6 protein-coding genes and 1 pseudogene are annotated in these 5,596 nt (G+C 41.2%); 3 read left to right on the top strand and 4 right to left on the bottom strand.

The genetic code is table 11. The features are described 5' to 3' along the window. The 3 genes and pseudogenes from ACEW9I_RS00440 to ACEW9I_RS00430 form a co-directional block, all read right to left on the bottom strand. Positions 1-595, bottom strand: a pseudogene (locus tag ACEW9I_RS00440) (cobalamin biosynthesis protein CobQ); the annotation flags it as partial. 1 nt (position 596) lies between these two features. Then, positions 597-1,715 carry a ParM/StbA family protein gene (locus tag ACEW9I_RS00435; protein WP_373538410.1) on the bottom strand — a complete coding sequence of 373 codons (1,119 nt, stop codon included), beginning with the start codon at positions 1,713-1,715 and terminating at the stop codon, positions 597-599. Positions 1,716-1,720: 5 nt separating this feature from the next. Then, a complete protein-coding gene (locus ACEW9I_RS00430; protein ID WP_373538409.1) occupies positions 1,721-2,137 on the bottom strand; it encodes a hypothetical protein in 417 nt (138 codons plus the stop codon). Positions 2,138-2,659: 522 nt separating this feature from the next. Here ACEW9I_RS00430 and ACEW9I_RS00425 point away from each other — a divergent pair. Continuing rightward, positions 2,660-3,058 (top strand): hypothetical protein, encoded by a 399-nt coding sequence (locus ACEW9I_RS00425; protein WP_373538408.1) that lies wholly within the window; start codon positions 2,660-2,662, stop codon positions 3,056-3,058. Next, positions 3,058-4,359, top strand: a complete 1,302-nt coding sequence (locus tag ACEW9I_RS00420; RefSeq protein WP_373538407.1) for a relaxase/mobilization nuclease domain-containing protein — start codon at positions 3,058-3,060, stop codon at positions 4,357-4,359. Before ACEW9I_RS00425 ends, ACEW9I_RS00420 begins: the two co-directional genes overlap by 1 nt. 518 nt (positions 4,360-4,877) lie before the next feature. On the opposite strand, the gene ACEW9I_RS00415 is transcribed toward ACEW9I_RS00420, so the two are convergent. Then, positions 4,878-5,189 carry a hypothetical protein gene (locus tag ACEW9I_RS00415; RefSeq protein WP_373538406.1) on the bottom strand — a complete coding sequence of 104 codons (312 nt, stop codon included), beginning with the start codon at positions 5,187-5,189 and terminating at the stop codon, positions 4,878-4,880. A 27-nt stretch (positions 5,190-5,216) separates the two neighbouring features. Here ACEW9I_RS00415 and ACEW9I_RS00410 point away from each other — a divergent pair. After that, positions 5,217-5,596 (top strand): hypothetical protein (locus tag ACEW9I_RS00410; RefSeq protein ID WP_373538405.1); only part of this gene is annotated, 380 nt, incomplete at its 3' end.

Here is a 5,596-nt window from a genome sequence, read left to right as displayed (position 1 = left end):
CAGCACCATGATTTAAGACTAAGACGTGGGGAATCTTGCCTTTGCTACTCTCTACTGAATCTTTAAAAAGCTGAAGTGATTCAGAAGTACCGTTCGTGACAAAGAAATGGATGACATCGATCGTATTTTCTGGATCGGCTAGCATTCCAACGATATCGTTTTGGTCGAGCCAGCGGTCGAGATCGCACGCTGGTAATGCTGGTAAGACAACGAGAACGTTTTTCTTCTCAGCTATGGTAATGATTTGATCTGCGGCAAAGTAATTACCAGCCTCCCCAGAAAAAGTAATTTGCTCGACCTGCTGTAATGGCTGATTTTTATCTCCTGGCACTAATGTTGCACTAACTTGTGCTAACTGATTATTGCGGAACTGCTCGTACAATTCCTTCTCGTATGTCAGCCCGACATTAGGTGTATCGGAATCCGCATCGACCAAATCGAACGATAATTTCGCGGCTTGCATCTGAAATGCAGCTACTCCACTGATTAAACTCTTGCCCAATCCACCTTTGACACCACCAATAATGATAATGCTGGTGACATCCTTTTTGTTAACTTCTTTGCTGGCTGTTTTAGTGCTAGTCTCGTTACTCATTTTAACTCCTGGTTTTAATTACCGATCTGGTCATCAGATATTGCGATAAACAATAGACATCAGCAAATCGTGATTGATATCCTTCGGGAACTGCCAGATCGGGAATCTGTTTGAATGCCCGATCGTTGAAAATTCCCTGCCGATTGCCACAATCGGCGCGAATAGGCAACCGCTCCTTTAAATAGGCAATAAAGTCTGCCTTGAGAACATCTGCTACGCCCCCAGACAACATCACTTCCTCAACGGGAGGAAACTTATCATCTAGCCAATCATTAATCGATCTCCAGTAAGTAATTTGAGTCGATTTAATTACCTTGACTAAATGCTCTAATTCAAACTCTCGCTCCACAACATCGCGATGCCGGAGAATTTCCCCTAATACAATTCTGTCATTATCGCTCCAATACCTAGCGACAGCGACACTTAGCGTCCCAAATTCATAACCAGAAGTGCGATCGATAATTAGTTCGATCCACGATTGAAACCCTAAGTCTGATGTCGCTTTTTTGACGGGTTGCTTGCCCTGCATCACGTAACAACTAATGTTTCGATGTCCAGCCATGATCGTGCCGACTTTACCCGTTACGTGCAAGCGATTGATGTGATACAAATGGGCGACTCCCATCCCTTCAGGATGATACTGAGCCTCAATCAACCGGATTGAGAACCGACCGATCGGAGTATCAAAATCAGTCAGAGCTTCCGATAACTTTGTCTGCAATCGTTCTCGCTCGGCAAACTCTCCAGGTGGTAACAAACAGCCCAGTTCCAGATCGAAGCTATTACCTAGATCCAATCTCTGTGCCAAAATCGAGACGATCGCGAGTAACTTATAAACTACAGTTTCAGATTTAAGGCGTTTGAGAGCTTGGGTGGCTCCTAACCTTACAGCTAATTCCCCAATGGCAAAATACCGATCTTTCACCCCGACAAAAGAGCGATGCCATAGATCTAGATCGTGCTGGTGACGATAGTTGTCGAGATCGATCGTCCCGATTTCTATTACTTCTGGCGACATCACTATTGGAAGCGAGCGATCGTCGATTTCAGTAATTGCCTTGGTCGAACTTCCACCAAAGTCAATTGCCAGCTTTATTTTTTGCCGTTTGGGTCTAGCCACATTGATTACTCGTCAAAAATAGTATAGTCATAAATCTCATCTTCCAGTGAGAGCCGATCGGTTACTATTGGATCTGCCACTATTGGCTTGAGAGGATGCCCGACTGCTGGCGCAATTTTCTCGGTCGTAGAAGCTTCAAAACTATCGGTTAATTCGATGCCATTCGTAATTCGATGGTAATTAATGATGTAATCGATCTGATTTCGCAGTTTGGCAATATCTCGGATGGCTGCTAATTGAATTCGACCTGGACACACATCAGCTTCTTGGGATAATGCGATCGAGTAATAAAACGCTGATAGTGCCGCAATGACATTTTCCTTGCCTGTTCCTTCACTACTTTTAAGGAATTTAGCTAGTAGTACCTCTAATGGTTTCCCTGATACAAAATTAATTCGGAATAAATCAGGTGCTTTACCCATGAAAATTTTAGAAATTATCACTCATTCCTAAATATATCCTCTTTGTATTGAGAATACGATCGTTCTGCTCATTATTAGTAATTTTTGCTGAGAAAACACCCCATATTTTCCGAAAATACCTATAATTCGTTCCAGTCTTACTCCAGTTTTACCCCAGTCTAGTTTCAGTATTACTGGAACGCATCCATAGATCTCATTACTAACCCCTGAATTTTTTGCCTCTAGATCTGCAAAAGTTTCATTGATTTACTGGATTTATTGGCTTTAGTAGATGTGGTAAGTTTGAAGGGGAGCCAGCCATGTCTATGTGCTACGCACATCTGAAATCTGACGATTTCAGACGACAAGGGCTGGCTAGGGGAGTACCCCTAGAACCCCCAATTTGAGCATATATCTGTATTATGTGAAGTTATAAAGGTATGACACGATTGAATGTTGCAAGTTATTATTATGTAACCTTCATGGCTGATACGATTCTCGTTCCTAGAGGCTACGCCAACGAAAAAATGAAAAGTAAATGATATGAGTATCAATATCTCTAGAACTGATGGCAAAGCCCCACAAAAAATTAATCACATCAGTCTTCGTGCCAGTAACGAACAATTGGAGATTATAGAAGCAGAGTCTAGAGCCGTCAACATGAACCGCTCTGAGTATCTACTCTATCGAGGCACGGTAAAAGATAGATCGCTCAGACGGCTTAAAAAAGAGCGATTGAGTCAGAACGAATATGCCGAACTTACACTGATGCGAAGAGAATATATCGCCCAGGGGAATAACCTCAATCAAATTGCCAGGAGTGTGAATCAAGCGAATCAGGAGGGACGATCGATTGAGATCGACAGCAAAGCCCTGAGAGAAATTGCTATGGCTAACCAGCTAATCGCCAAGAAAATCCAAAAGCTGGGAGCTAAGAAGTGATGATTGGGAAAATTAGCAAAGGCAATGGGTTTAGTGGAGTCCTCGGTTATTTACTCGACCCCGACAAGCAGCCGCGAATTATTAGCAATTGCATGGAGAGTGCGAAGATTGACGAGCTAGCGCGAGAATTTCGGATGGTCAGTAACTTAAATCGTCGAGTTAGCAAACCAGTTAGACATTTTTCAATCGCCTTCGCCCCAGAAGATGGAGCCGTCGAGGATGTCATCAAGGAAGCGATCGCTTTGCGAGTGCTAACTGGATTGGGGTATCAGGATTGTCAATACATTGCGATCGATCACCACCGCGACGATCCAGGACACGATGAGTCTCACGACCACGATCATCTCCATATCCTGACTAATGCCGTTAACGTCTTTGGTAGTCATGTCAAGGACAGTTGGGATATGTACAAGATTCAAGATATTCTTAGAAAGGTTGAGACAGAATTCGGGCTACGCCAGATTGAATCATCATGGGATGTCAAACGGGCTAAAATTCGGCAACAAGAAGCGAAGATCGCAAACTTAGACCTAAATATCGTCGAGCTAGTAACTGATTCGTTACAAGCCCATATCGGCTTAAAACAATGGCTTGACAGGCTAGCAAAAGGCAAGGTTGATGTCAGATTTAACCTCACATCAAAAAACACGGTTCGTGGCGTAACTTTTCTTCATGATGGAAAAGCATATAAAGGTAGCGATATTGGTGCTAGTTGGCAGGTGGTGAGCGACAGGTTAACTCCAGACGACCAAGACTTAGAACGGATGAAAGAAGCAAATCTTCGCATTCAAGATCGACCTGTTAAGTTAAATCTAGCAAATCGAGAAATCTTCGATCTTCTAACCGAATTAGCTCAAATGAAGTTGGGTGGGAAAACAAAGTTCGAGAACGGTCGCATCAAAATCAAGTGTGATGGGAATACTTTAAGTGTCTATCGCATTCGTCCAAACAAGTTAATGCTAAATGCGACTAGAGTTGGAAATGATTGGGAGCCTAGTGGATTTCCAGACATCGATCTGCGAGACGTACAGCTACTCGAACGGTTAAATAAAATTATTAATACCGAGACTGTGACAACTCCGCCTTCACAACAGCAAAAGGAGGGGCGCGGAAGCAGATCGATCGATTCTTTAGAGAAAACCACTCCAAATTCACAATTACAGGAAGAAATCGCGTCTACATTGTCAGGAGTAGACGTACAAATCTCTAAGCCGTTAAGTTTAGCTTCCTTGAATGTTGAATTAACCACAATTCAAGAAGAAGATGAACAGTTACAAGATGAAAATAGATTATCGATGTGAATTATTTGATTGAAATGATTTGCACTTTATCATGTTTTACTGCTTTTGCTGTTAGTTAAAAATAAAGTAGGTAGATAAAAATGTATAATTGTCCTAAATGTACCTCTGAAGATTGCAGAAAATTATCTTTACTTTATGAGCAAGGACGCGCTAGTGGAACAATAACGACATATACTGGAATTAATGCTTTTACAAATAGTTCGACAATGGCATCTCAAAGTGCCAGTCCTCCAATGAATCCATTAATGGTAGGGTGTCTGTGGTCATTAGTTTGTGGATTTCTCTGGTTTATTTCTCCATTTATACTAGCTATATTTTTTCACGTAATCAATCCTCCAAAGATATATTTTTATCTTCTACTTGCAAATATATTACTAATTCCTCTGCTGGTTGTAACTAGTGCAATAGCATACCCTAGTAAAAAAAGAAGCTGGAATAGAACATATCAATGTCAAAGATGCGCGACTTATTTTAGGATAGATCCTAATTAAATAGTTGATAATTAGCGATCGCCAAATTTAATAATTTTTGTCGGGATTGAAATTTCCAGTTTCGAGGGCTATTCTCTGTGCAACAGGAATTTTACTGTTCTTCGCCCGTAATCGTAGTCGTCGATCGTTATAAGTTTCACCATCTATCTCTGGGTTCTCACGATCTAATCGATCGAACTCGGCAATCTCCGCCCGAACTTCATCTTCCATCTGAGCAATCTGCAATAAAGTAACACCCTGTCCGATCAGTTGCGTTCGATGTGGCTCTTGCAATTCTCCGGTTTCCTCGTCGTACCATTGTTTCTTAAAATTTGCCCAAAAATCTGATGGCTTTGCCATATATGCCTCCTCATATTCACTTCAGCTATGTCTAATTTTACTTCAATAACTCAAATTCCGCAAAACCCTGGAGTTTACCCTTATGTCTTATTCCCAAAAACGATCGAGCAAAATTTTCCCAAGTTGATTAAAGTAAGGCAAAGAGTACTTACTGAAGGAACCCTCGATCGTGTTCAATTGACTTCAGTTGTAATAGAAAAATTTGTACCTTCTAATTTGATTTTGATATCTGGTATCTTTGGTGTTATTTCCTTACTAGTTCTAGTTGCAAGATTTTTTAACGTATATCAATATAATGGAATTGCAGTAGCAATGGCAATAGCTTTTATTAGCTCGTTTATTTGGTATAGCCATCTAGTCGAAAAAGAAAAGGCAGCTTATTATCACAAGCTAAATCGACAGTCAAT

The sequence above is a fragment of the Chamaesiphon sp. genome (assembly GCF_041738855.1).
In the GTDB taxonomy this organism is placed as follows: Bacteria; Cyanobacteriota; Cyanobacteriia; order Cyanobacteriales; family Chamaesiphonaceae; genus Chamaesiphon.
Note: the sequence above shows the minus strand (reverse complement) of the source record. Positions and strands in the feature narration are given on the sequence as shown.

Coding starts and splice junctions, on each gene's coding strand:
- ACEW9I_RS00425 (WP_373538408.1), top strand. CDS start 2,660: ATGAGTATCAATATCTCTAGAACTGATGGCAAAGCCCCACAAAAAATT.
- ACEW9I_RS00415 (WP_373538406.1), bottom strand. CDS start 5,189: ATGGCAAAGCCATCAGATTTTTGGGCAAATTTTAAGAAACAATGGTAC.
- ACEW9I_RS00430 (WP_373538409.1), bottom strand. CDS start 2,137: ATGGGTAAAGCACCTGATTTATTCCGAATTAATTTTGTATCAGGGAAA.
- ACEW9I_RS00420 (WP_373538407.1), top strand. CDS start 3,058: ATGATTGGGAAAATTAGCAAAGGCAATGGGTTTAGTGGAGTCCTCGGT.